General features: G+C 46.8%; 22 protein-coding genes and 1 tRNA gene. 5 read left to right on the top strand and 18 right to left on the bottom strand.

The features are described 5' to 3' along the window. Window position 1: 1 nt before the first annotated feature. The 3 genes from MHI38_RS22120 to MHI38_RS22110 all read right to left on the bottom strand — a co-directional run bounded on the left by MHI38_RS22120 (window position 2) and on the right by MHI38_RS22110 (window position 2,875). Window positions 2-1,639 carry a hypothetical protein gene (locus MHI38_RS22120; protein WP_341181682.1) on the bottom strand — a complete coding sequence of 546 codons (1,638 nt, stop codon included), beginning with the start codon at window positions 1,637-1,639 and terminating at the stop codon, window positions 2-4. Next, window positions 1,620-2,189 (bottom strand): sigma-70 family RNA polymerase sigma factor, encoded by a 570-nt coding sequence (locus tag MHI38_RS22115; protein ID WP_154890736.1) that lies wholly within the window; start codon window positions 2,187-2,189, stop codon window positions 1,620-1,622. Before MHI38_RS22115 ends, MHI38_RS22120 begins: the two co-directional genes overlap by 20 nt. 170 nt (window positions 2,190-2,359) lie before the next feature. Continuing rightward, a complete protein-coding gene (locus MHI38_RS22110; RefSeq protein WP_154890735.1) occupies window positions 2,360-2,875 on the bottom strand; it encodes a mismatch-specific DNA-glycosylase in 516 nt (171 codons plus the stop codon). Window positions 2,876-2,995: 120 nt separating this feature from the next. Here MHI38_RS22110 and MHI38_RS22105 point away from each other — a divergent pair, with 120 nt between their 5' ends. After that, complete coding sequence (locus MHI38_RS22105; protein ID WP_154890933.1) at window positions 2,996-3,916, top strand: AEC family transporter; 921 nt, start codon at window positions 2,996-2,998, stop codon at window positions 3,914-3,916. 165 nt (window positions 3,917-4,081) lie between these two features. Here MHI38_RS22105 and MHI38_RS22100 read toward each other — a convergent pair whose 3' ends face one another. The 8 genes from MHI38_RS22100 to MHI38_RS22065 form a co-directional block, all read right to left on the bottom strand. Further along, on the bottom strand, window positions 4,082-4,333 hold the full coding sequence (locus MHI38_RS22100; RefSeq protein ID WP_090917806.1) for a hypothetical protein: 252 nt from the start codon (window positions 4,331-4,333) through the stop codon (window positions 4,082-4,084). A gap of 186 nt (window positions 4,334-4,519) precedes the next feature. Further along, a complete protein-coding gene (locus MHI38_RS22095) occupies window positions 4,520-5,275 on the bottom strand; it encodes a pentapeptide repeat-containing protein (protein WP_339836141.1) in 756 nt (251 codons plus the stop codon). A gap of 229 nt (window positions 5,276-5,504) precedes the next feature. Further along, window positions 5,505-6,059 (bottom strand): GNAT family N-acetyltransferase, encoded by a 555-nt coding sequence (locus MHI38_RS22090; protein WP_090917803.1) that lies wholly within the window; start codon window positions 6,057-6,059, stop codon window positions 5,505-5,507. A gap of 230 nt (window positions 6,060-6,289) precedes the next feature. Further along, the gene (locus tag MHI38_RS22085; RefSeq protein WP_341181945.1) at window positions 6,290-8,923 is read right to left on the bottom strand and encodes a polynucleotide kinase-phosphatase; all 2,634 of its coding nucleotides are present in this window, start codon (window positions 8,921-8,923) and stop codon (window positions 6,290-6,292) included. A gap of 59 nt (window positions 8,924-8,982) precedes the next feature. Then, a complete protein-coding gene (locus tag MHI38_RS22080; RefSeq protein WP_154890733.1) occupies window positions 8,983-10,491 on the bottom strand; it encodes a methyltransferase domain-containing protein in 1,509 nt (502 codons plus the stop codon). Between the two features lie 61 nt (window positions 10,492-10,552). After that, on the bottom strand, window positions 10,553-11,347 hold the full coding sequence (locus MHI38_RS22075) for a nucleotidyltransferase domain-containing protein (protein WP_090917797.1): 795 nt from the start codon (window positions 11,345-11,347) through the stop codon (window positions 10,553-10,555). Between the two features lie 31 nt (window positions 11,348-11,378). After that, window positions 11,379-12,872 (bottom strand): TROVE domain-containing protein, encoded by a 1,494-nt coding sequence (locus MHI38_RS22070; protein WP_154890732.1) that lies wholly within the window; start codon window positions 12,870-12,872, stop codon window positions 11,379-11,381. A 153-nt stretch (window positions 12,873-13,025) separates the two neighbouring features. Next, window positions 13,026-13,124: transfer RNA gene (locus MHI38_RS22065), tRNA-Asn, on the bottom strand. Window positions 13,125-13,350: 226 nt separating this feature from the next. Between MHI38_RS22065 and MHI38_RS22060 the strand changes: the two genes are divergently transcribed. Beyond that, entirely contained in the window at window positions 13,351-14,706 is a 1,356-nt protein-coding gene (locus tag MHI38_RS22060) for a helix-turn-helix transcriptional regulator (RefSeq protein WP_341181681.1), read from the top strand. Then, window positions 14,672-15,496 (top strand): WYL domain-containing protein, encoded by an 825-nt coding sequence (locus MHI38_RS22055; RefSeq protein ID WP_341181680.1) that lies wholly within the window; start codon window positions 14,672-14,674, stop codon window positions 15,494-15,496. The genes MHI38_RS22060 and MHI38_RS22055 overlap by 35 nt, the downstream gene beginning before the upstream one ends. Window positions 15,497-15,708: 212 nt before the next feature. Here MHI38_RS22055 and MHI38_RS22050 read toward each other — a convergent pair whose 3' ends face one another. The 5 genes from MHI38_RS22050 to MHI38_RS22030 all read right to left on the bottom strand — a co-directional run bounded on the left by MHI38_RS22050 (window position 15,709) and on the right by MHI38_RS22030 (window position 18,934). Continuing rightward, a complete protein-coding gene (locus tag MHI38_RS22050) occupies window positions 15,709-16,206 on the bottom strand; it encodes a hypothetical protein (RefSeq protein ID WP_308722370.1) in 498 nt (165 codons plus the stop codon). Window positions 16,207-16,413: 207 nt separating this feature from the next. Then, a complete protein-coding gene (locus MHI38_RS22045; RefSeq protein ID WP_090917787.1) occupies window positions 16,414-17,154 on the bottom strand; it encodes a hypothetical protein in 741 nt (246 codons plus the stop codon). Beyond that, on the bottom strand, window positions 17,151-17,849 hold the full coding sequence (locus MHI38_RS22040; protein WP_341181679.1) for an ABC transporter ATP-binding protein: 699 nt from the start codon (window positions 17,847-17,849) through the stop codon (window positions 17,151-17,153). The genes MHI38_RS22045 and MHI38_RS22040 overlap by 4 nt, the downstream gene beginning before the upstream one ends. Further along, the gene (locus MHI38_RS22035; RefSeq protein WP_090917783.1) at window positions 17,842-18,237 is read right to left on the bottom strand and encodes a GntR family transcriptional regulator; all 396 of its coding nucleotides are present in this window, start codon (window positions 18,235-18,237) and stop codon (window positions 17,842-17,844) included. The genes MHI38_RS22040 and MHI38_RS22035 overlap by 8 nt, the downstream gene beginning before the upstream one ends. Before the next feature lie 139 nt (window positions 18,238-18,376). Next, window positions 18,377-18,934: an STM3941 family protein gene (locus MHI38_RS22030; RefSeq protein WP_339836114.1), complete on the bottom strand. Its 558-nt coding sequence runs from the start codon at window positions 18,932-18,934 to the stop codon at window positions 18,377-18,379. A 233-nt stretch (window positions 18,935-19,167) separates the two neighbouring features. Between MHI38_RS22030 and MHI38_RS22025 the strand changes: the two genes are divergently transcribed. Beyond that, a complete protein-coding gene (locus MHI38_RS22025; RefSeq protein WP_341181678.1) occupies window positions 19,168-21,189 on the top strand; it encodes a S9 family peptidase in 2,022 nt (673 codons plus the stop codon). 155 nt (window positions 21,190-21,344) lie between these two features. On the opposite strand, the gene MHI38_RS22020 is transcribed toward MHI38_RS22025, so the two are convergent. Continuing rightward, window positions 21,345-22,034 carry a stalk domain-containing protein gene (locus tag MHI38_RS22020; RefSeq protein WP_154959816.1) on the bottom strand — a complete coding sequence of 230 codons (690 nt, stop codon included), beginning with the start codon at window positions 22,032-22,034 and terminating at the stop codon, window positions 21,345-21,347. 318 nt (window positions 22,035-22,352) lie between these two features. Between MHI38_RS22020 and MHI38_RS22015 the strand changes: the two genes are divergently transcribed. Further along, a complete protein-coding gene (locus MHI38_RS22015) occupies window positions 22,353-23,531 on the top strand; it encodes a MalY/PatB family protein (RefSeq protein ID WP_341181677.1) in 1,179 nt (392 codons plus the stop codon). Window positions 23,532-23,637: 106 nt separating this feature from the next. On the opposite strand, the gene MHI38_RS22010 is transcribed toward MHI38_RS22015, so the two are convergent. Beyond that, window positions 23,638-24,627 (bottom strand): alpha/beta hydrolase, encoded by a 990-nt coding sequence (locus tag MHI38_RS22010; RefSeq protein WP_341181676.1) that lies wholly within the window; start codon window positions 24,625-24,627, stop codon window positions 23,638-23,640. Between the last annotated feature and the right edge of the window lie 98 nt (window positions 24,628-24,725).

Here is a 24,725-nt window from a genome sequence, read left to right as displayed (position 1 = left end):
TTTATTGATCCCAAGGCATACTTGAATCACTCGCAAGTTTTACTTTCCAGTCCACATCCCCGAAATCACGATGCACTACGGTTCGTTTTAACGTCAATTTCGTCCCCTTGTCCTTGTTAAAACCTTGAACAATGAACTTCACATCATCGACAACATACTCTTCATTCAGATTGGCTGGTCTTCTACTCCCCATGACTTCAACCGGATATTCTTTTCCGGTCGAGTCCGTTGCAATCCAATGATCGCCATAGAACTCGTTTTTGAACAATGCAGTTCCTTCCAGAACAAGAGAAGCCTGACCCCCAGATCCACCTTGTGTTGGGTCATTCGATGACTGCCCTCTTTGATAATTAAACCGGTAAAATTCCAACTGATCCCCAAGGTGTTTAAATGAGGCAAACGTATAGAACTTAGATTCCTTACTAGCCTTATCCAGATCAACGTCCATCGTCTGTCCCTCTTTCACAGGTATCGTGTAACCGTCCAGGACAAATCGAATATTGTCTGCATTCAGTGTCACCAAAGACGGGTCCCACGTCTCCGATATCTTAAGTGGGCCTCCTGAACTCACTTGACTTAAATCTCGATAACGGAATTTGGCCTGTCGCGCATTGGGTCTGCCCCCGTTGAAAATACGATACTCCCCCGTGTCCTTCACTTCAATATGATACAGAATATCCATGTCCCTTGCCCAACCTTCTCCTGCTTTAGCGCGAAGCTCGTCGTTCAGATTCACTTCCAGATCAAGCCGGGTTCCGTTTGGCGTCTGCACCAATTGCGTCATAGCCAGTTCCAGCCCTTCCGGTGTTGTATAGGACGCATTCATCGGGGTTTCTTTGGACATTACTTTGGCTTGGGTCATATCCAGTTTGAACTCGAAGCTCCAGTCTACGGAGACCTTTTTATCCGTATAGGTTTTGGTATTCACATCATAGCCATAGCCATCTCCTACATCTAAATGCCCGAAATCTCCACGAACCGTGATTTCATCAGGGATGTCTCGATCTAACTGAAACAACAGCTTATTCAAAGAACCATTCCCTTGCCTTGTATCACGCGCAAGCTCAGCAACATTATTCCCCTTTTCATCTGTAATGTGGATATCCTCTACTTTCGAGCCCAGCAGATACATTCCTGTGCCATCAGGTGCCGTTTGCTGCAACATAAGTATAAGTTGGGAACCGTCTACAAGCACATCTTCAATCTTGAGTTTGTACCCCTGATCATCGATATCAATGTTCGGGTTCACGACAAGCCCAAGCGGTTGAAGCCGTTTGTAGTCGTCTGACAAGTTGGCATATCTCAGAACTTTCGGGACGGGAATGTTGGGCAAAGGAGGAATATTTACGGCGTTTACAGGCGGCTGAACTGGCTTTTCCGTTGTTTGATCCCAAGCAGCCCAAGCCCCTCCTGCAATCAGTACCGCAACCGCTGCAGCGATTCCCGTTCGATAAATCCATGTCCTCTTATGCGACTTTTTGGTTTCCCATGGTACCTGCACGTCAGGTTCCTCCATAGACACATGATCCAGCTTCTGCATCACTTGTAATGTAAAATCTGCATCCGGCCCCTCGCGAAACAGCTCCTCTTCCCACTTGCGATCCTGCTTCTTGTCCTGCTCACTTGAAATAGGCTTCATAGGTCGATAAACCTCCTTTACGTTCCATCTGCTTTCTCAGCATTTTCTTCCCTCGATAGAGTGCATTACGCACTTGTGCGTCACTCATATCTGTAATTGTGGCGATCTCTTCATAGGTCAACTCATTGGTGTATTTCAAGAGCAGTACAAGCTTGTACGTTTCCGGCAACTGTTCAAGCTGAAGATGGATTTCCCGCTTCATCTCCTTGTGTAGCAAGCTTTTCTCTGGTGTGTCTTCACTGACGGATTCGATCTCCTGATCGGCGGTCATCATCGGTTTCTTTTTCCGCATATGATCCCTCATGATGTTCACTGCTATGGCATACACCCAAGCCGAGAAACTGCTGCCTTCTCTACGGGTCGGCATATATCGATAGATCCGAATAAATGTGTCCTGTGCGAGATCCTGCGCATCCGGGTGACTTGCGCCCATTCCGCGTATGATGCCGTAGACTTTATTTTTATATCGATCCACGAGCACGCTGAACAGCTGTTTATCCCCATCTATAATGCGCTGAATCAGTTCCTCCTCTGGTATCGGATGTGTCATGTAATCCCCCTTCTCTACAGCGTCCATGCATGGTTCTGTACTATATAGACGGAAGCCCTCCCTGAAACTTCTCACTTTATCGTCAAAAAAAAAAATCCACCCTCTCCGGCCATCGCCGAACGGGGTGAACTCAAATCTACGAATGATATCGTGAAGTACGCCGATTTTTCCTATTCTCCACCGTTCTTCTCAGCCACAAAATCCGCAAGCTGGGCATAGATTGCCACAATGTCATCCATCGACATGCGTACAAGTCCACTGGATGAAGGCGCAACGAACTCCTGAATCTCTTTCACAACCGGGTCATCCTGGAATCCCCATTCAACTTTGGAGCGTTTGCTGTACTGGGTGTATACACCTTTGCCGACAAAACAAGCGATATCCGGCCGGTATGTTTCCAGCTTTTTCCGCAAAATCTCGCGCCCTTCCGCATACTCTTCCTTCGTAATATCCTCAATGCCTTTCGTTGGACGGGCTACGATATTGGTGAAACCATATCCCAGCTTCAATAGTTCACCATCCTCTGTTGCATCATATAAACGCGGGGTTAACCCGGAACGCTCCAGAATGCGCCAGAAACGATTGCCTTTGTACGCATAATGATGGCCAGTCTCTCCCGAGGTAATGCTGGGATTGAATCCAATAAACAAAATCGATAAGCCAGTATCCAGATGATCCGGGATCATAGGGTGGCACCTCCTGAACTTTTTTGACCAAATGCCCTTACAGGTGTGTATAAAATGATATAATGATCGAAGTGTTTTCCGTAAAGAACTGAAATTTTCATGAAAAAGGAAGCTGAACCAATGATTGCAGACATCATGTTAGAAGTCGTCCTGCCCGTCTTTCTCCTGATTGCTGTCGGGTCCTGGATGCAAAAGGTGTTCAAGCTGGACTTGTACACCCTCGCCAAAATCAATTTCTATTGTATTACCCCCGCAGCCGTCTTTATGAGCATGTATCACTCAAATATGTCCGGTGAGCTGCTTGGCACGGTTACGCTTTTTTACGCGATCTATGTACTCATTCTCTATATTATAGGCTCTGTGGTATCCCGCTCGTTCCGTATGAACAAAGGCATGAAAGCCGCCTTCAACAATAGTATCATGCTGGATAACGCAGGCAACTATGGTCTACCGATTAACGCACTGGTATTCCGGGGTGACCCGCTCGCCTCTTCTATTCAGGCACTAGTCATGTCCTTGCAGTCTTTGCTCACCTTCACATACGGTGTTCTCTCCATCCAAGGTGCGAAACTCAAAGGAAACTACCGCGCAGTCATCATTGGATTTCTGAAAATGCCTGTACCGTATGCGCTCTTGCTAGGGATTTTGTTTCAGGCGTGGAAGCTGCCTTTGCCTACATTTCTGTCCATGCCACTCACCTATGCACAGCAAAGCATGGTTGCCGTTGCACTACTGACACTCGGGGCACAAATCGTGAAATACCCGATTCGCTTATATCGTCTTGATGTGTATATTAGCACATTTATACGTCTGCTGATTGGTCCGGCAATCGGCATCAGCATTGTGCTGCTGCTCGGACTGGAAGGCATAGCGGCTCAGGCACTCATTATCGCATCGGGCATGCCTACCGGCGTCAACTCTTCCATTCTTGCCGAGGAATATGACAACGAACCTGATTTTGCAGCCCAGACGGTGCTGATCTCCACTCTACTTAACATTATTACGATTACGGCACTGATTTCATATGCCAAAACATTCTAATAATTAACCTAAGCTCACATCCCTAATTAAACGTATATCACAAAGAAGTCCAAGCGCAGCGATGAGTCGTTGCACTTGGACTTCTTCTATGATACGCCAATTCAGTTATCACCTGATACTATCCCAATGGTCTGTCGGCCTTCTTATGAGAAGACTTACGAAAGACTATGATTCAACCGTGGTTCGGTCTGGAAACTTGCCGCCTTCTCTGAACAAACATCTTACCAGCCACTGAGCTGCCTTATTGAAAAAAAAGCTGGGACTGATTCCATCCACTTGCACAGGCTCTAGTTCCTTCACACTTTCCTTGATCTTGTTCATCTCAATGAGTCCCATCTTCCGCTCATTCGGTCCGAATCGATAAATAACCTTTTCATCGTCCTCCGTCTGTTTCACCAGCAAAATCAATGACGCCATACAGGTTACCCCCTCGTTACGTAGTGAGATTCCAATGCTATTCAATTACTATTCTATCCTCTTATAATTATTACCTAGAATAGAGAGATAAGATATAGGGCTTTGGTTTATCAGAATGATTCAATAATCCCATCTTTCTTACAAAAAAAGAGGCCCTTAGGCCTCCATTTTCATCATACCAAGCAACTAGTTTGATTCCAGACTACTAAAAAATCGCTCAACAAAAACATCACCATATATTTTCTTCATATGTGCCGTGTTAAAAATATATTGTTCCATACCGTCAAGCTTGCGCAGACTGCGTATCAGTACTTTCCGATCATCATCAGATAGATCAAGGTCATCATCAATCTTCATTAAAGCATTTTTCACACGTAGGGATACCTTTTCCATATACAGATGGTTTTTGGACTTCGGCGGAATACATTGCGTCAGGTCACAGCCTACAAAACGAACACCGTCAAGAATGCAGTTTTCTAAATTGACGATTAGCTTCTGTTTACCATTTCCCTCAAACGTAATATCCACTAACTTGCCAGCAAAAGAACAATTGACGATATTTGCAACTTGCAAAACTCGATCATTGAATCTACATTTAACAAAGGTACAGTCGATAAACGTAGCATTCTCCAATGTCATGCCTCTCAGATCACAGGAGGTAAATTCACAATTGGTGAACACGGCTTCGCCCTTGCCAATGCCAACAGAGCGCAAGTCGGACCGAATAAATGTACATTGATCCACTGTGCTACCTTCAAAAAATCTCGCATTCGTAAGATCACAGGTATCAAATACAAGCTGATGCAGAGTGCAATTCCAGAATATAGGCGAACCAACATTCGAGTTTGTTACGGTCGTTCCGCTTATCGTTTCGTTTTCATACCTTAAAATATCAGAAAAACATTCGTTGTCTACCGTCATACCAGACTCAAGTCTTCTCATCCCGATCACCCTATCATTTCATCCAGAGTTTAACCCGTCACTTTTAGAAAAAAAACGTCTTGACCAAAAAATTCCTGTTTTTAACTCGTTATTATACCATAAAGCAATTTATATATTGAGATAAGCACTGTTGTCTGGGAACGAAAAAAAGTCGCTGAAATAGCGACTTTAATGAAAATATACACTAAACACAACAAAAATAATGTCGAATTAATGTTGTTATATGAAGTTATTTGTATTTTTTTATCACATTATGTCTTGGATCAATGAGCCATGTAAACCGTTCCTTATTCATATATACTTCCCGAGCATTCACAATAGATGGGATCACATCCTCCCCCTTATAGAATACTCTTCCCCCGACTTTCTGAATCGGCACATGGTAAGAGATGCGCAAAGCTCTCATCAGCACCGGTTCAAGTAACATGGCATAATAACTAATCTGGTGCTTCTCTGCATAATGAACGATCGCAGATAATAAATCAGTAACATATCGCCCCCGAAAGGTAGATAAAATAGCCAGTTTATCGATCTCTGCAATATGCCCCATCTCTGCCTGAATCAATGGATGCTCCAGAAAGGGACCGATTTCGTTCATGGAACTATCTTCGGCGTAAGGTTTGATTTCAATCGAACCTACATAATGGCCTTCCTCCGTAACCACCACATATCTTTCCAGAAACACCTCTGAGAACTCGAACTCAAATCCTTTTTCATTCCATACCGTTGTCCATATCCCATTGAACATGGCAAACTCCAATTCATTTTCTACCCGTTTAAACATGGTCTTCGCTTCCTTTCTGAGTCCTTTTATTGGAAAACTCACCATTACTATCGGAGCATGTAAAGTTGCTATTTATACAAAAACACCAACACCAGGCTTCACCAAACAAAGAAAGAAAGCGAAGTACAAACGGTACATACCGATAAAACTGTACAACGCAAAAAAGGAATGGAACTGGATGGAAAATCATCCAATTACATTCCTTTTCAAGTTCGTTCATGAACCACGACCTACAAACGAGGATCTACGCGTTCCGATTCCAGCGATAATGTGGCGAGCACACATTCATGAATTCGTTCTACGGACTCTCCTCGCACAAAACGTTCGATCCCTTCCATGCCCAAAGCACTTTCAAGTAGAGCATGTCGCTCCTTTTTGGACGTTTTACGTTTGCCAAGACGGGACACATGCTCAGGAGCCAAATAATCCATGCCGTAGATGAGATGCAAATAGGCACGTCCTCTAACTTTGAGCGCAGGCTGCATCATTTTGTTACCATTCCAGCTGCGGAATGTCTCCGGTTTGATGACGATCCCCTCATGTCCCTCAGCCGTCATTTCCTCCCACCAGCGAATGACCTCTTCCTCATCCGTTTCATCCGCAATAATCCGGTATTCCGTCTCCATCATCAGCGACGACAACTGAGCCAGCTCACGGTTTTGTAGCATATGCCACTCATGTGTACGCTCCCAGAAGGTTCCCGTACTGTGAGCCAGCGTATGAAACGGTGCAATGCGAATGTCAGCAATATCCTGCACATCCCAGCAATAATATTGAAACACATCCCGGAATGTCTGCGCATTCGCCAGTTTAACCTCTGTTTCCTGTAACCAGTTCGCAACTTGGCGGCCCGCGCTCATAGCCTCGCGAATTTTGTCCATCACAACGCTACGATCCATCAGCGCTGCCTCAGCGACATGCGCATATTGAGAGGAAATAAGCTCCCGCGCTTTCAGGTTCCAAGGTAAAATCTCTGCATCCAGCAATACAAATTCGGTGGAATACCGTTCAAAATAACCACTTACGGTCAAGTCTGCATGTAATCTGGTGAGCATCTTCTGTTCTGTCTCGGGATCAAAAAAGGATCGGCCTGTACGTGTCACGATGCTCCCCAACATCGGTCTGTGTACTCGCTGCGATGCAGCCTGTTCGTCGCGGAACAGAAGCAGTATCGCTCGGCTACCCATATGTTTTTTCTCTGCTACCATACGGGTCACGCCCTGAGAACGGTAATAACGAAATGCATCTCGCGGATGCTCCATAAAACCTTCTACCGAACATTCCCCCGGCGGCGGACTCATCGTTGGCGGGATATAGACGAGTTCCTCCAGTGGCACCGTAAAATGGGAAAAGGTATCCAGTGCCGTCTGCGCCACTTCTCCCTGCACAGCGACATTCAGCCGCGAACCCGTCTGAACGGTAAAACCGTCCTTGAACTTGCGGATGTTGGGCGGTGCAAACCGTTGCTGATTCCAGCGTTTCAACGGACTGTCTGGATCTTGGGCATAGTCTTGCTTCGCCGGTACACTAACACTCTCCCGTTCCGGCATTCTCCACGCCGTGAGCATACCGCCAAATACAACACCCTGATCGATATTCACTGTATCATTCACAATCGTAGGGTATGGCCTTGGATCATGTCCCCAGACAATGCATTCACCGGACGTATGATCCACGTACCAGTCTTTACGTACGGGCCGCCCCTTATCATCCGTTCCTTCCACATCGCCATATCGACAGTAATCCTGAATGCGTTTGGACTGTTTGCCGATAAAATGGTCCCGTATCCCGGCATGGGCGACAACCACTTGTCTTACCCCATTCCGCGTAAACACCAAATGAGCAGGTGCATTCAGCAGAAAATGCTTCAACGAATCCCGTACCCTTTTCGCCTCTTCACTGCCTTGCTTCTGTTCAAGCTGGAGCAATTCAGCTTCCACCCGTTCATCCCCATGACTTAAGGTGACATCACGGCCGTCCAGATAACGTGCAATTTTCCATCCATGGTTACTGTCAACCATATAAGCAAGACCAGCGGCACAGTGTTGTTGCCAGAAAAGCAAACATTTTAACGATTCCGGCCCGCGGCTGCTTACATCCCCGACAGAAACGAGCTTCCGCCCTTCGGGATGGCGCATCAGGCCATCTTCCTGTTCAGCGACGTATCCCAGACGTTGAACAACTTCTATCATTTCATCATAACAACCGTGGATATCGCCAATGATATCCATCCCCGTTCCCATGTCTAACATCAACGGATTCGTTGTGCGTACAAAGGTCACAGGATATGGATGCTTCAGCACATAACTGGCATCAAATCCTTCATCACGGATCGCACGTAGTGTACGCTTGAATTGCTGTGCCTGTTGTTTTACGCGTTGACGGCCACGCGGATGTTTACGCTGATCATCACGTTCAAGTAATACATGCTCCGGTACATCTAGTACTACAGCGATAACAGGGACATGGGATTTGCGTGCCAGCTCGATTAACCGTCCGCGATCCTCGGGATACAGATGAGTCGCATCCACCCAGGTCAGCTTGTTCAGACGACAACGTGTGGCGAGTATGGCTTCCATTGCTTCAAATGCTTTGGTGGATACTTGCTGGTAATCTGCATACAGCACATCCGCTTCACTACGAGGCCGTTGCCTCCATTCCACATACTCGTCGTCGCCTACCAACATGCGGAACTGATCGGACGAGACGACCTCGGTAGCGCGGATCACATCCTTTTCCACAAGTTCTGCAAGCAGTGTACTCTTTCCGCTGTTCGATGGACCAATCAGCACTACGATGCCTGCATGCGGCAGTTGGATCTCTCGCTGTCTATCCTGCGTATGGCTTGCGATTTGTCGCTGCATTCCATCTGTTCCGTAGTGCGAACGATTGTGATCACCCGCACCTGTCTGCCTTTCGTTTCTCATACATGCTCCTCCTTTCCCCGTGTGAACATCGCCAGTTGTGTCGGCTGTCCGTAGCCTTCCTTTTCCTCACCAATACCCCTGATCTCGTAAGCATAATTGCCTTTCTCTGCCCACTCCGCACATCGGCCATTGAATTCCTCCCGTGTCCATTCGAAGCGGTGATCATGGTGACGGAACTGTTCTTGCTCCATCGCATACACTTCGTTATATTCCTTATTCGGAGTAGTAACCAGTAGCACTTGCGGCCGATACTCCTTCAGAATCGTTTCCATAATGCCATTCAGACGATATGCCTCAATATGCTCAATCACTTCACACAAGATCATGACATCCTGATGCTGTAATTGCTCGTCAAAATAAAACAGAGAACCAAGCGTCGGTTCCGGCATAGCTTGAACCCCTGCCCGATCCTGCATCTTGGCGAAACGTTCCATCGCCCGCAAACGTGATTGACCCGATGGCTCAACAGCAAGGATTGATTCCACTCCCGGAATATAAGCGAGACGTGCAGACAGCTTCCCCTCACCTGCCCCCATGTCCACAATACGGCGTTTTTCAGGCAAAGAATCCACAATGTCCGTGATCGCGCGGTAACGTAGATCATTTAATCGTACAGGTATTTCGGACGAGTCATCAGCTCGATCTGCACTTGTGGCCTGAACTGTGTCTGCATTCGGATTCTTATCCTCATGCCTGGATATTGCCGACTCCGATTTTAATGTTTTTTTCAGATCACCTTCTGCTTCCTCAGCTTGTTGTTCTAATCGTGAAGGCCCATCATCCAACGCGCCATGCAGACGTTCATACGTCCGAATCAGTTCGGCAAGATGAAGCGTACGCCTAACGATAAGTCCCTTAAGCGGATGGGTATCTAACCAACCCTCACCGTAACGGTTGATTTTATCAATCTCATCCTCACTGATGAAATAATGCTTGTAGTTATCCAGCACCGGAATGAGCAGAAATAGCTGACGTAAAGCCTGTTGTATCGTTTGTTTACCTCGCAGGGTGATGTGACGAACTGTACTTCGATTTTTCAGGTCAAACGAATACGCCGACTCTCCCCGTTCCACAGTAATGTCATATCCCAAACAGGAGAACAACTCCTCCACCACACGGTCAGGCAGATCAGAGGCAACCGGGCCAAACTTCAGCTCCAGTTCAAAGGCATGATCCACCCATCGCACATAGTCTTCCTTCGGTTTGCCATTCAGAGCTGTGCCCAGCGCATTCCGTATGTAAGAGCAGAATAAACTGCTGGTCACAAACTCACGGTCATTGATGTATTGTGTGATATCATATCCATCCGGTGTGCCTCTAACGAGATCGACCGGATCAGGCTCGGCATGAATCAACACCTCCGTCTCTTGCTCACTCGCTTTGGTGTAGACCATCCGAACACGCACACCTTTATCTGTCCGGTCATACACATTATTCGGATTTTTGGCGAGCAGGTGGGATACAACCCCTGCGTTCACTCCACATGCTTTTACAATCAAATGCATACCTTCTCCTCCTTTCGTTGATCTTCAACCCATTTTGTGAGTTCTAATTCCATCCATTCATTTATGCCCAAACTTCTTGTACAGCTGATTGAAATATCCGATTTAAGACCTCAATCTCCACAGTCGCTTGTCCTTGAATCTCGGTAGCCAGTTGCTCTACATGTGCAATTTGAGCCGTAATATACGCTTGAATGGCCGGAAGCTGCGGCTCCATATCCAGTTCGTCTCCGGCTTTTTTCCGGCGTAACAGATCATGAATTTCCGTATACAGAGGTGTGCCCGCTGGAACCAAGGTCTCAACGAGTTTGTCAAAAGCCATCGGCGGCATGGTTTCATAACGTTCAATCCAGCCACAGGCCAGCAAAGGGCGCAACACATAAAAGTATTTTTTGATCTTCACCTGCTCGCCCTGCAAGTAATCACGGAAGTTTCCCTTAGCCATGTTCAGGTAATGGTACAAGCATGATTTCGGTGAAAACGTTAGCGGCGACAGACTCCGAATCTGCCCTGCTACGCTATATTGCTCATCGTATTGAATCGGGGACTGTAACCACTCCAGCAGCGGCGGGTTGGACTTGCGGAACAGCTTCAACGCTTTGCGTATATCCCATCCGTTAATATCCAACTGGTCGCTGATCGGACGTTCAATCACATCCCGTTGCTCTTCAATCGACAGATACCACTCTAACGGTCTGACATAAATAAAACGCACATCGTAGTCACTGTCTTGGGAAGGAAACCCCCACGCCCTGCTGCCTGACTCACAGGCATAAATAATGCGAACTTGCTCCTCCTGCTCAATCTGTGCAAGCTGCTTCGCGATGATGTCTCTCATTGTTTGTTCCACCTCACTCATATCTGTCCCCCTCCTCCTTCTCTTCCTTCATTTAAAATTGACTTTTCCGTACACGCTCGGCAATCGTCTCATACCCTGTTGCTGTCTCTGCAATATATGTCAGTACGGCTTCGCTCCAGCCATAGATGTAAAAAGTCTGACCATCCCGCGGCGGAACCATAGCCTGCCGGTAAGGGGTAATATCTACAATGAATGCCTGCAGCCCCGGATTCATGGCGCGTCGGTATCGTTCTAACTCGGCATACATTGGACTCCCCTCATTCTGTTGCTCATCCGTAATCATAATGATGCGATCCACCGTCTCTTGAGACTCTCTTAGCTCTCGTACAGGTCTTCCTGTATCGGTTCCGCCTTGTGCACGAATTCGATATGCCTGCGCCAGAATACCCTCGTCCAGCTTCGGGCGGGCATCTTCGACCTGTTGATCGAACAACCAGAACAAGGAGTTGCCCTGAGTTTGTTTGTATAGCGCCAGTGCGAGCACGGAACCGATACGTAAGTAGTCTCCCTGCATGGAGCCTGAGCGATCGAGGAAAATAGCCGTTCTTCCCGGCAACCGTGGCAGATTGTGCACGGATAGCTCCACGGCCTGTTGCAACGCTTCCCGGAGTTCTGACCGCTCAACCATCTCATAAGCTTTGACGAAGCGAAAAGGTAATATCCGCGATTGACGCAATGCCTCGGCATCCGTCAGACGACGTGTGACGTAAGCGATATTTTTCTTTTTGGCAAAAACTCCGGCACGATCCATCGTATTTAAATGACGCAGGAGCGCAAACATCGGCATCTGGAGCATCAAAGCTTCCCAAATCGGACGCGTCGGCTGAAGGATCGAGGTCACGACCGAATAAGGTAGTTTCCCTTTTTCAATCTGATGAAGCTGACTGGCAGGGTTACGTGTCGTTTTCAGTTTCTCCAGTGCCTGAAGTTGCGGAAGGTCCACCAGACTGGTCTCATGCCCCCGCAAATAACGGAATAAGGCTTGTTGCTTCTCATCCTTCGGCTTGGGATGTGCAGTGACGATCATATCTCCCAGACTGTACCCACGCCCACGTCCATTGTATTTTATGGCCCAGTATTCGCTGATTTCGTTCAGAAACCGATTGACTTGACGCTTCACTGCACGCCCTCCCTCTCCCCGCCCGCTTCCTCTGAGGATGGTCAGAAAATCGGCCAGATCCGCTGGCGTCTTCACGACATGAGCAAACACTTTTGCGAACTGCTCCGGATTAATCTTGGACAATACGGCGAGCCCATACAAAGGCTGAAGCCGCATGAAACCTTCATTTCGAGCATATACCAAAGCCTTCGCCATGAAGTTTGCATCCAGTTCCGCCATCTCCTGATGGCTGCTCCACGCTTCTTGCATCAGCTGTTGTTCATCCGCATAAAACGTATTGTTAAGCGTATTCGTCGTCAACATCTGTACATATTGTTCCTCGACCAATCGCTCATAAGTTGCATATCCATCATGATTATGTACTACAGATTGAGGTGTATTAAATAATGATTTGGCTCTACTCATCGCACATAACCTCCCTACGCGTAAAATGCTGTGCTTCATCTATGTGGAACATCTAAAGTTGTTGTTTAACGTTTCTTCGTTTCTAATAAAAGGTTTCCGAGGAAAAAGGGGGAAGGTTTTACCTGCTCTACCGCTGAGCTACACCGCCATAACCGGCGGCGATTGGATTCGAACCAACGACCTGGTCGATTAACAGTCGAAGTAACCCTCCCAGGCGCCTCGGAAACAGATCAGCCGAGCTAATTCACTGCCCCGCTTCACATCCTTATTATGCATGGAAACCATCAACCACGAACATGGTGAAAGTATGGCGACTTGGCGTGAATTAGAGTGAGTTGCAGTAACTTGGCGTGAAGTGAATTGCAGTAAGTTGAATTCAAATGACATGAATTTAAGCGAGGTCTAGCAACTTTGCCATGAAAACAGGCGTTTATCTTGATACAATGAAAAATACATAGTCCAATCGGGAGTGAGACACATGGCTAAAGAAAGCTTTGATAAAGAAATTCAGTTCCTGCGTATGCTGTCTCTGACCAGCGGCGCATATAACCGTCAGCAGTATGCCAAACGGCTTGGCATCTCTGTACATACCTTTGATAAAACACAGCGCAAGCTGCGAGATATTCGTCAGAGCTTGACCAATCAACGCACAGACAGTGAGTTGGGCTCAGAGATGACCGACCTTGTTCGTTTCCAGTACGGCGAGTCTGCCGAGCCTCTGCTACTATTTCTTTTCCGTGCCAAATCCATGAAAGAAACCGAAGTGGAGCGCTTGTCCGTCATTTTACATACCCTTCAAGACTCCGCGCTGACCGCGATGGAATTACTGGATGCCTGCTGTGCCGATTTGCCGGAAGAACTGGCCTTGCCGGATGAGAAAACGATCCGTTCGGATCTCAAGTATCTGGAGGAAGTCGGTGTTATTCGTAAAGAGCCGGGCGGACGTCCTTATCGTTATTCGTTACAGCAGGATGTACTGACACGGCTTACCCCGGAAGAACAGCTGGAGTTATACGACTTCGTTGATATGATGGCGAACACACAGGTTCCATCGGTGCAAGGATATCTATTGCGGGATAGTATGAAAAAAGTAATTAAAGCCAGTTATCCGCAAGAAGAAGCGACGGAGCCATATATTTATAAGTATCATTATTACTCACGCATTCTGGACGAAGCCCATCTGTACACCCTGCTTGGAGCGATCCGTCAGCGAAGACGTGTGCAGTTTCAGTATTTTTCACCGAAGAAACCATCCAGCTATAGCTCGCAAAATACGAATCCAAAGTTTGAACGCGAGGCTGGCGGAAGCTCCAATCGGATCATCCCGATTGAAGTCGTTTATGATCACCAGTATGGGCGCTGGTATGTCATCGGTTATCAGAGTCGGCGGAGATTCGTGAAGTTTCGGATGGAGGGCATCACCCAGCTGGAGGAGCTTCAGCCTATTGAAGAAGAGCATATGCTTGCATTGAAAAAAGAATGGGCTGACATCAGACGGTACAGCTGGCTTGTCGATACAGGCCGCACCGTGACGGTGCAAGCACGCTTTTTCCACCCGGGAGATGGTCAGCGTAACTTTATTCTGGATCGCGTCCGGCTGCAAGGACAATGGGGAATCATTACACCCGAAACGGATCATAGCTTTTTGTATGAAATTCAAGTAAACGGTACAACAGAGATTAAACCTTGGCTACGCAGTTTTGGCTCAAGCTGTGAGATTCTGGCTCCGCGTAAGCTGCGTGAGGAAATGATTGAGGAATGGAAGGAGATTGCGGCGTATTATGAACCTGTTCGAGAAGATGTTCAACTACCAGATCATGACGAGACTGAATGAAACCGGACTGTTCACCTGGACTTCGCAGGAGCGAGCCTGGCTCCGTATGATGATGGAGCATCCGGCTGCACAAGAAGCCTTAACCCCCGCAACCTTGACCAAACTAAACAACATGCTGGACGGGGAAAAGCACTTGAATCTGCAAGATTACCTGACGGAAAAAGCCAAAAGTGAAGAAAGCAGTGTCTCTCATCCCCTGCTGAGGCCGTTACGGCAGATGATCCTAAACGGCGAAGGGTTTCAAATGACAGGTCGTATCCGTAGCGGACGCACAAGCCAGGAGCAGTTCGGGTTCCCGTATAAGCTGGAATATTCCATGGTCAAAAAGGAATGGTATGTGCTCTGGTATGCCCCGCACTTTGCCAGATTAATGTCTACCAAGCTGCATAGCATCACCAAGCTTGAGGCCAGATCCATTAAACCGGAGGCCGCATCACGATACAAAGCTAGCATCGCCCTGATCACGGAAAAACGTAAAACGTCGATCACCATCGAGGTATTGCCTGAGTTCAATGCGGAGTTGTCCCGAATACTGTATGCCTTCTCCTGCTTTGAGAGAGAGGTTACATATAACGAAGCGAGTCATATATACCGGATTCTGCTGACGGTTCCGCGAAACGAGGTCGATTACGTGTTGTCCAAGATGCGTTTTCTCGGTAAACGTGTTCGCATCATCGATCATTCGGCTCTGCAGGAGCGTATGTCCGAGACTGCTGCCAAGGTGCTGGCACGATATGCGGAATCCGAGTCCATACAGCCGGGTGGTGAAACGGCTGCGCAAGGGGATTAGCACAAACCAGCGCTTTAAGAGCTATCACTTAGCAAACTCCTCGATCTCATCTTCTCTGTTGGATGCACGATACACAGTAAAAAAGGACAAAATGATGCAGGCGTGCATCTGACCTGACCGCTACTCCATCGGCCTAGAACAGATCAATCGCCTCAACTTCGTCCTTGTAGATGAACGTAATTTTGAGAGATACATCCCTATACATTCCAGGTCTACGAACTACTGCTACTGGCTGCGTTCCGTCTTTTGTTAATCGCGTGCACGCCCATGACCACAGCAACCAATTCATAAGTGTCCAAGTATTCGGATTGATTATCCAGCACAAACGCCCCTGAACTAAACCAACCGCCGGTACGACGGAAGCTTACTACAACACGGCCCGATCCATCAGTCACATCATATTCCTGCGAAAATGCCGGAGCAGATACATCATATATGCCACGTGAGCCCGCATCGTACTCATACTTTTTGCTAAAAAAGCTGAATCTCGCTCTTAGTACCCCCAGATGTGTGCCATCTGCTGCGGTCACGTCCCAGCGATTCGTCAACATGCGGAATTTGCCGCTACAGACCAGGCCATTTTCATCCGATACATCGAGTGATGATCCAAATACACTTTTCAAATCCAGGTGCCCTGCCCGTTCCTGGTCGGCATTCAAAATTTCGGTATATCCGGCGTTGAAAAAGTTATCTCTGAAGTACAATTGCATATCCCTCTCCCCTTCCCGATGTTGTAATGTCTAATGATGCTCATCATGCTATTCCATCTTTAATTACCCTATTCGCGGTTATTATACATATATTTACGTATTCAAACTGGAATAGGGTGCATATATCCGTTCATTTCTGCCAAAAGAAAAAACGAGCAGCTCTGCCACCCGTTGTATCCATTCTGTATTCTTTTGCTAAAGCAGGGATCAGACTTCCACTTTTTTGGTGTTCATATAAATAATACCCCATACGAGAAGCGCGGCAAGTGCCATTTCAAACACCGTGGTCCCCCACCGTCCATCCGCCCATATAACACCGTTGGCTGAAAATGAGATGCCCGTGCTTTCTTCGGTGAACTGAAACAGATCATTCGGACTGAACTTTCCTGAAAAAATAACATTTTCCAACCAGCTAAGCAGGTTAATCAGAACAATGAACGTGACAATCCCGATCCATGGGCCTGTTTTCCAGCGGAACGTTCCCGCTACACTAATGGAGAAAAAGATCATGATCGTCATAAACAGAACAATCCAACCTGCAAAAAACAAAGTACTCCATATCTCAGCTACACTTATGTTGACACCAATATAAGCAGACAGATCAAGCCCCAGTTTCATCGTAATGTAGAGGTAGGCGTGGAGGAAGCCTATCAGCAGCAAGCCCAGTCCGCAAATTGTACCAAAAATGATAGGTGATAACACATGAGACAGACCCGTGACCGGGATCAGACGACGATTGTAGGAGCGGATATTGGCAGCGTAGGTTTTTATCGTCTTCACATAGATGGCTACTCCTGCCCCGACGTATGCCATGATACCAAGCACATTTGCAGTGACACCTGACGACACAAATATCATTAGTCCCAGTTGAACAATAATGAGGATGACTAGCCCTGCCAGCAAGGTGTTCCAGCTTCTTCTAAAATCATACTTCAACAATGTCATCATTCTGCATAGACCTCCTTGAACATCTCATCCACACTTTTTCCATGCTTCAGCCTGATTGTCTCGACTTCCTCATGCAAAACTACCTTGCCTTCCCGAATAAAGACCACTTCATCGAAAATGCGTTCAATATCATTCACCAGATGTGTGGAAATGATCAGGCTGCTGTCTTCATCGTAAAATTTAACGATCGCGTCCAGAATCTTACCTCTGGCTACCGGGTCAACGCCGCCGATCGGCTCATCCAGCAAATAGAGCCGCGCCTTACGAGACAATGCCAGTGTTAACTGTAGTCGTTCATTCATGCCTTTGGACAAATGACTAACACGCTCATCCGCTGAAAGATTCATAAACTCCAACATCTCCCGTGCCTTTTCTTCATCAAAATCGCCATAAAAATCACGGTAGTATGCGATCGCATCACGAACCTTCATCCACTTCTCGGTTAACGGACGATCCGGCATGAATGAAACGAGTGACTTCGTCTCCAGTCCAATCGCCTTACCTGTAACCTGAATGCTACCGCTAGCGGGATGTAGCAAACCTGCGACCAGTTTCATCAGTGTACTCTTTCCACTTCCGTTGCTACCTAGGAGACCTACAATTCGTCCTGGAGCAACATTCAGGGAGACATTGTGTAACGCCTGTTTACGCCCATATGTCTTGTTGACCTGGTTAATTTCAAGAATGTTACTCATGTGTCTTCTCCCCTTTCCCCTGACTACCTTCTGCCAAAGCGTCCGTCACGATGGACACAATATCCTGTTCTTCGATTCCAAGCTCTTGCATTCCGGTCAGGAAACGATCCAGCAATTCGCCGGCCATTTCTTTCTTGATCATCATGATCTTCCTCTCCTCACTTGTCACATATCTGCCCAAACCCCGCTTCGTTTCAACCACTTCTTCACGCTCCAGCTCCTGGAACGTACGCTGTACTGTATTTGGATTAATCTGCAGTTCGGCAGCCAGTTCACGAACCGAAGGAATTTTATCTCCTGCCTTGAGGGCGCCGGTTACAATCTGTCGTTTGATATATTGCATGATCTGCAGATAGATCGGTAAATTGTTATCAAATTCGATAGGCACGATGTTCTCGCTCCTTTCTGTATCGGTGTGTTAGTTACATAGTACACTAGTGGATTGGTATTGTAAAGCCTATTTTCAGTTGTTATTTGAACACACAAAAAAACAGGTCTCAAAGACCTGCCGTTCTAAGCCATATGTATTATTTCCTCCCGTTCAAAACGTAAATCCTGCCGCCTTTACCATGCTGCCAATGATTCATCATCATAAGATACAGTTCGTCGATTGGCAAAGTGATACTGCTTTGCGCAATACTGATGGTTGCATCCACCATATGGCTATTCGCCGCCATCAGCTTGCGCTTCATTCCGTTATGACGCTCCATAAATGCTTTCTCATCCTGCAGTTTAACCCCAATCATTTTTTGTCCCATCAGCTCATACATAAACATATGTTCAATTTCCCTCCAGGCCACTGCCCCGCCTGAGGTATAAGAGGAAGAATCGACAAACCCCTGTTCATTAATGACAAAGGAAGGTTCTTTTCGGATCATCTTTACCAGGCTATAGAAGAAACACGTGCCAAAAAAGAGGACAGACAACAGACCAAGAACACTGGATATGATGGAAGTACCTGCACCTGAAGATCGGTCAAACATCAGAAAGAATCCGGCACTCACAAAAAGCGCTGCCCCTGCCGTAATCAAAGCCATTCGTTTCCTGCTCGGATATTCCACATGCTGTTCATAAGATGTATTCAAGCATAACTTCCTCCTTCTTGTGACTAAATCATGTGCAGTTCAAAACAGGAATTGCATTGTACATTAAACCATTCGGGCTAGGCCTAAACATTTCCTGTGCGTCTATTCCTTCCTTGTAAAAAAACTTAACGTCATTCCATTCGACAAGTTGTTGTCCTGTACTTGTCTTTCCGTTAATATAAATGGAAAGCTTAGGAAATTATTCAATCTGAATACTAGTGGGAGGACAAGCGATGAACGAGCAACGTGGCATGACATCGGAAGATTTGTACCAGCTTACATGGGTTAATGATCCGGTCCCTTCTCCTCAAGGCGGACATCTGGTGTATGTTAGCCGGCAAGTAAATGAAAAACACGATGGTTATCGCTCACACCTGAGACTACTTCATCTGGATAGTCGAAAGGACAGACCTTTCACTTCTGGAGAAAATGATCATTCCCCAGCTTGGTCGCCGGATGGGGCACAGCTTGCTTTTATACGCGAAGTGCAGGGAAAATCCCAGGTATGGCTCATGGCTTCAGATGGCGGAGAAGCACAGCAGATCAGTCACCTGCAGCATGGCGTCAGTTCCTTCTTATGGGCGCCAGATGGCAGGACACTGCTTGTAAAGTCTTCGGTGGAAATGATAGATAAAAAACCGGATTCAACGTCCGCGGAAGGCTACAACACAGATCATAAGGAAAACTCACTGCCTCAAGAAATCATCGTGGACCGAATTCGCATGAAATCGGATAGTGGCGGATTATGGAATGGCAAACGCTCTCATCTCTTTGTTATCGCGCCAATCAGCGCAGAGGCTATTCCTGTTACGACGGGTCACTATGATATCGGGGACTATGCTTGGTCTCCGGATGGAAAACGCATCGCCTGGATTACTGAAATGCCTGAAAAGGGCGCGGATCATAGCGACTTTACGTTGACCAATCATGTGTATACATCCAGACCTGATGGATCAGATCTACAGCAACTAACCCCGGAAGGATATACCTTCTATCGGCTTAGTTATGCACCTGACGCGCAATCTCTGGCCCTTCTCGCCAGTGACCGCTCTTATGGCAATGCTACCTTGGCGAAGTTGTATACACTCCCGATATCGGGTGGAACACCTGAATGCCTAAGTGCAGATTGGGATGTACAGTTGAATCATAGCCTTGTTGGTGATATGCGCTCTCACCTCATCACGACAGGTCCGCTATATTCACGGGATGGCTCTTCCATTCTGTGTCTTGCTACGATACATGGCAGCGTGCGTATCGCTAGATTCGCATTAGATGGAAGTGGTGCCGATTACATTTTGCCAGATGAGTGCGAGATCTATCAGTTTGCAGAACTGGCACAGGGCCAGATCGTCGCGGCTGTTGCGAATACACAACATCCCGGTGACTTGTATCTGTATGAACAACCAGGAGACCCCGGAATCGAACCTGTCCGTCTCACGAACAGTAACCCGCAGTTAGAACAGGACATTTGGCTTAGTACGTCAGAAACCTTCTGGTTTGACTCGTCGGATGGGCTACAGCTTCAAGGGTGGATCATGAAACCTCATGGCATCGTTGAAGGTGTCAAAGTTCCGACCATTCTTGAGATTCATGGCGGCCCGCATATGATGTATGGTTATACTTTTATGCATGAGTTCCAGCTCCTTGTCGCTCAGGGCTACGCTGTGATGTATCTCAATCCGCGTGGAGGATTAGGATATGGTCAACAATTCGTGAATGCCTGTCGTGAAGATTACGGCGGAGGCGATTACCGAGACCTGATGGAGTCTGTGGACTATGCTTTGTCCCATTATGCCTTCATTGACCCATCCAGACTGGGCGTAACCGGCGGTAGCTATGGCGGGTTCATGACGAACTGGATCGTGGGACATACGAACCGCTTCAAAGCCGCTGTTACCCAGCGTTCCATCTGCAACTGGTTGTCATTCTATGGCGTCAGTGATATTGGATATTTCTTTACGGAAGATCAGATTGGCGGTAATGCATGGGAAGACACGGAAAAACTGTGGAAACATTCTCCGCTGGCTTATGTGGGCAATATGCAGACACCACTGCTTATCCTTCATGGCGAACAGGATCTCCGCTGTCCCATTGAGCAAGCCGAGCAATTGTATGTTGCACTGAAACGCCGCAAGCAAACGACCCGACTCGTTCGTTTCCCTGGAGCCAACCATGAACTATCTCGCTCCGGCAATCCACATCTGAGGGTGCGACGTTTAGAGCATATTGTCGGGTGGTTTAACGAATATCTGTAAACCTCCCATGGAAGATGAACGAAAAGATTGACCCAAAGACTATTACATGGATACCCTGCACTTTGAACGCAAAAAGCCGATATGCCTGTAATCACGAATCATTACAGGCATATCGGCTTGCTTTATTTTAAGAATTAGACAACATATGAACTTGCTTATTCTTCTCCCCAGATGACCGTAACTTCATTCAAATCCTTATCGCTTGAAGATGCGTTACCTGTAATCGTTACAGCGTACTTGCCTTCCTCACGACCTAAAATGCTGAATTCGTCAGCTTGAATATCCTCACTGTTTTGAGTCAGGTTTTTATTCTGATAATAGTTTTTGTAAGATGAGGCGAGAGTGCTCAGACTCTCCTTGGATGTATAGATCAGCACTACTTTTTTGTTTCCATCTACAACATTCTCAATCAAGCTGGTCGCTTTTGCATCCTTAGGCAATGGGAAATCTGCTGGCAAGTACTTGGATTTTACGCCTGGAGCTTGTGTGTTCGTACCTGTCGATGGAGATGTGGATTGACCGCCTCCAGTGGATGCAGACCCGCCTGATGAGCTTGAAGCACCGATGCTTACCTTATTATTTTTGGCGTCATATTTCACTTCTGTATTTAAAGCTTCAGCAATGGAGCGAGCCGGAAGGTATGTACTGCCTTGATACGTAATAGGCGCAAGTTTTTTGCCCTGATCACCTGTCGGTGTGAATTTTTGTCCGTTTACTTCAATGGCAAGTCCGTGATTCAGATAGGCTTTGATCGTTTCCAGTTGCGTACCTGCATAGACACCTGCTGATCCCGTTAACACCATCCCAAATACGCCTGCTGCAATCAACCACTTTTTGTTTTTCATATTCCTTCGCCTCCAAAGTTCAGTATAATAAAAGATGAATATTACATATTGAATTGAATCATGAGGTTATGAAAGGTATAGTGCAGATGAATTTAGTTCATATAACAATGAACTGTATCGACAATCCTTCAACTCCCACCTCATGTTAGCCATATCATAAGTACTTGATGGCAGGTTGTAAACGATATCTCGCTAAATCAGGACTTGGGTCATATAAAAATGGTTTAGAAGTTGCGAAAATACAAGATGTATTAGATAATGATGTCTTGTTTGTAGGACGTAACAACGAATCAATGAACCAAGGAGGACTTCTTTGTTATGATAGATCAATATTTGTTTGATACACCGATTGACCGAATATCTACCGCTTCCGAGAAATGGGACGGGCTTGAGGCATTATTCGGTGTAACAGATGCACTTCCTATGTGGGTAGCCGATATGGATTTTGCTGCTCCTCCATCTGTTATTGAAGCTTTACAGGCCCGGATGGGACACGGCATCTTTGGTTACACTCTGCGAACCGAGGCCTATCATGCAGCCGTCACAGACTGGATGCAACGCCGCCACAACTGGAAAATCCATGCGGACTGGATCGTATTCACGCCAGGGATCGTACCTGCGCTCAGTATAGCGGTACAACAATTTACTTCACCAGGGGATGCTGTAGTCATCCAGACACCCGTATATCCTCCGTTCTATGATGTCGTGAGAGATCAGGGACGGGAACTCATTACGAATCCACTGATCGAAGAACATGGGAAATACAGCATGGATCTGAATCATCTGGAGAGAAGTTTCCAGAATGGAAAGGTCAAAATGCTGATCCTGTGCAGTCCTCACAATCCGGTTGGACGAGTATGGAGCCGTGAGGAACTGGAGGCTCTTGCATCACTGTGTCTGAAATATAATGTGCTCATCGTATCGGATGAAATCCATGCTGATCTGGTGTATGAACGTGGAACACATACACCGCTAAGTCTGATCTCGGAAGCGATCGCAGCTCGCAGCATCATCTGCACAGCACCAAGCAAAACGTTTAATATCCCCGGATTAAGTTCATCAAACATTATCATTCCTAATGCCCCATTAAGGGAACAGTTCGCCAAAGGCGTGCGTACCATGGGTTTGTCCAGTATCAGCACACTAGGAGCCGTAGCAACCGAGGCGGCTTATAACGGTGGCGAAGGCTGGCTTGATCAGTGTCTTGCCTACATTCGGGACAATATGGAATACGTGCAGAAATTTATTGCAGAGCATCTGCCTGGTATCCGTGTACCCCTTCCTGAAGCCACCTATTTGTTATGGGTCGATTTCCGGGAATTAGGATTGACTCATGCGCAATTAAGCAAGAAACTTCTTCATGAAGCAGGACTCGCATTTAATAGCGGGGTTGTATTCGGCAAAGAATATGCCGGATTCATGCGCATCAACGTAGCCTGTCCACGTGCAACAGTTGAAGAAGCTATGCGCAGATTATTAGTTCTGGCCAATAAATAAATAAATAAATAAAGGGTGTCCCGGTCGTCATGTCATGTTTTTTTCATGGTGAACCGCTGTGACACCCTTTTTTAAAATGGCGATTTAACTTGAATTCTTTGTATCTTTAGTTTTCTTTTTTATGAGCCTGAATAAATTGCACGGATGCCTGTAGCGCCTGCTGCGCTGCTTCACTCCCCAGATCGAACTGGTAATCATGTCCCAGCTTCTCCGAAGATGATTGAAAAAATAACGTTTCTGTCGTGACACCTTGACGCTCTAACACTTCTGCAAGTTCAATCGATTGTACGGTCAAAGGATCATCATTACCAGAAGTAATAAATGATGGTGGAAAGGCGGCTGTGGCCTGAAGGACCGTTGACATTTCGTCCAGATGTGGATCATTCTCGTATGCCTTGCTTCCCGTATATGACCAGAGAAACGTTCGCATAAACGGAAAGCCTGTACTCTCGACAGTACGCAATTGATATGGCCCACAGAACAAAAGTGTACCTCTTAACTGTTCAGGCTTCACTGATGGCGTTATATTCATTTGTTTTGCCAGATTGGGATTCGTAAGCAGCGCCGCAGTCTGACTCGCAATCTGGGCACCAGCCGAATTACCAGCAAGAAACAGGTTGCTCGGATCACCTTGATATTCACTCACATGATCTCTGATATATGTTAGAGCCTGATTGGTTTGCATTACTGGCACAGGGTATGTCGTATTCGGCGCAAGTGCATAATTCATGCTGACCACCACATGACCACGTTTGCTTAACTGCACCGCATAATCGGCTATGTCTTTTTTATCACCCATAACCCAACCGCCGCCATGAACCCACAATATGACTGGCAAGGGTTTAGTTGCTGCGGAAGGATAATAAATGTCCAGCGTACTGTTGTTACGACCTCCATCTGCATAGGCCACATCGGTAACACGGGTTATCCCTTCCGAAATAAACGATGCCTTGTTGCTTTCATTTGAAGTAAACAATCCAATCCCTGTCTTTAGCAAAAGTACTGTTATTCTGGGTGTGAATTGTGAGCCTACTCCTACAACACCGATAATCAGGAGCAATAAACTGATGGGAATCCAGTAACGCTTTCGTTTCAAACCCGTTCTGCTCTCTATCTGCACCAGCCTGCACCTCGCTCCATGTTCAATGAATGGTTCTGTTATAGAGGTGTACGCACCAGAAAAAATCTAGTTTC

Source organism: Paenibacillus sp. FSL K6-1558 (genome assembly GCF_038002565.1).
GTDB classification, from domain to species: Bacteria; Bacillota; Bacilli; order Paenibacillales; family Paenibacillaceae; genus Paenibacillus; species Paenibacillus polysaccharolyticus.
This window is presented reverse-complemented; position numbering and strand designations above follow the sequence as displayed.